The sequence below is a fragment of the Bacillus cereus group sp. Bce019 genome (genome assembly GCF_051781745.1).
Taxonomy (GTDB): Bacteria; Bacillota; Bacilli; order Bacillales; family Bacillaceae_G; genus Bacillus_A; species Bacillus_A cereus.
Genome location: NZ_JBPWJX010000050.1, coordinates 1 through 1,727, shown reverse-complemented (window position 1 = coordinate 1,727; position 1,727 = coordinate 1). Strand labels below are relative to the sequence as shown.

Sequence of the window (1,727 nt, the reverse complement as noted above, 5' to 3'; positions counted from 1 at the left end):
ACCGCTATTTAGTAATTCTACACATGTATGACTACCAATATATCCTGCTCCACCTGTTACAAGTATTGCCATAATTATAGTCCTCCATATTTCATTCATTATAAACTTCTCAAAGTATATCACATATTTCTTATCCTATGTTTAACATGCGAACACAGAAACTTACATTTTATCCCATAATAAATTTATAACATATACGATTCTAATCAGGTAATAAAAAAACGCCACATAATTTTTATTATGTGGCGTTTTTTTATTAAATTACATAACAATATACACTTAGAAAATGCGCAAGACTACCTAATAATACAAAAACATGAAAAATTTCATGATGCCCCATATATTTAAACTCTAACCATTTTGGCTTTGTTCCATAAATAAATCCACCAATTGTATAAAAAATGCCCCCAAGTACTAAGAAAATAATGCCTCCTGTACTTAAATTCTCAGCTAACGGTGCAAAGAATAACACAATTAACCAACCCATCGTAATATAAATTGCTGTCGATAACCATCTTGGACAATTAAACCAAAACATTTTAAATACAATGCCACAAATCGCAGTTGCATAGACTAAACAAAATAATAGTAAACCACTTGCTGAATTTAATGTAATTAAGCAAAAGGGTGCATATGTACCTGCAATTAATATAAAAATCATAGAATGATCTAGCTTCCTAAAGAAGTAAATAACACGTTCATTGGCCACAACACTATGATACACAGCTGACGCCGTATAAAGGACCATCATTCCAATACCAAACAAAATAACAGCTGTAATTGCAGCAAATGATGGCATCTTGATAGAAACTTTCACAAGCATAGCTAATAAGGCAATAAATGATAATATTGCTCCACCTAAGTGAGTAAATGCATTAACCGGTTCCCTTACATAAGCATTCATAATAACACCCCTCATATAATTACATGTAGTTTTGATAACTACATGTAATTATATACACATTTCTTTTTAAGGTCAACATTTACAATTCATTTGTTTCGTAATACCATATTTAAAGATATATTAAACATTAAGTTCCACTAAGTTATAAAAGTGAGGGATTCTACGTGGAAAATATAAATGAATTACTTGAGACATTGCATTTAGAAAAAAACATTAAACTTGAGGATATTCCAAATGTTGACTTATATGTAGATCAAGTTGTTCAACTATTTGAGAATACTTATGCAGATACAACGAGAACTGATGATGAAAAAGTATTAACCAAAACGATGATTAATAATTACGCAAAAGGAAAACTATTCATCCCCATCAAAAATAAAAAGTATTCAAAAGAGCATATGATTTTAATTAGCCTAATTTATCAATTAAAGGGAGCTCTCTCCATTAACGACATAAAAAGTTCATTAGAAACTATAAATGACTCCTTATTAAATGATGATTCATTCGAATTAAATACGTTATACAAAAATTATCTTGCTCTTACTGAAAGCAATGTCGAAAGCTTTAAACAAGACGTAAATAACCGTGTTACAGAAGTAAATGAGATTTCTTCCTTAGAAGATACAAAGCTAAAAAAATTTCTACTACTAACATCCTTCGTGACTATGAGTAATATGTATAGACGTTTAGCGGAGCAACTAGTGGATGATTTAAAAGAATCATAAATAAAAAACTATCCACCTATTTACAATGTACCCTATAGAATAGACACTTAAAAAAAGTCTAGTCTATAGGGTATTTCTTGTATAATGAGAGAAAAATG

3 protein-coding genes are annotated in these 1,727 nt (G+C 29.7%); 1 reads left to right on the top strand and 2 read right to left on the bottom strand.

Annotated features, from left to right (window positions below):
• Both ACS2QP_RS27335 and trhA read right to left on the bottom strand, forming a co-directional pair.
• The coding region (locus ACS2QP_RS27335; protein WP_135238493.1) for an NAD-dependent epimerase/dehydratase family protein at positions 1 to 72 on the bottom strand (72 nt) is incomplete at its 3' end.
• A gap of 184 nt (positions 73 to 256) precedes the next feature.
• A complete protein-coding gene (gene trhA, locus ACS2QP_RS27330; RefSeq protein WP_000995363.1) occupies positions 257 to 904 on the bottom strand; it encodes a PAQR family membrane homeostasis protein TrhA in 648 nt (215 codons plus the stop codon).
• A gap of 164 nt (positions 905 to 1,068) precedes the next feature.
• Between trhA and ACS2QP_RS27325 the strand changes: the two genes are divergently transcribed.
• Positions 1,069 to 1,629, top strand: a complete 561-nt coding sequence (locus ACS2QP_RS27325; protein ID WP_017673742.1) for a DUF1836 domain-containing protein — start codon at positions 1,069 to 1,071, stop codon at positions 1,627 to 1,629.
• Positions 1,630 to 1,727 lie beyond the last annotated feature (98 nt).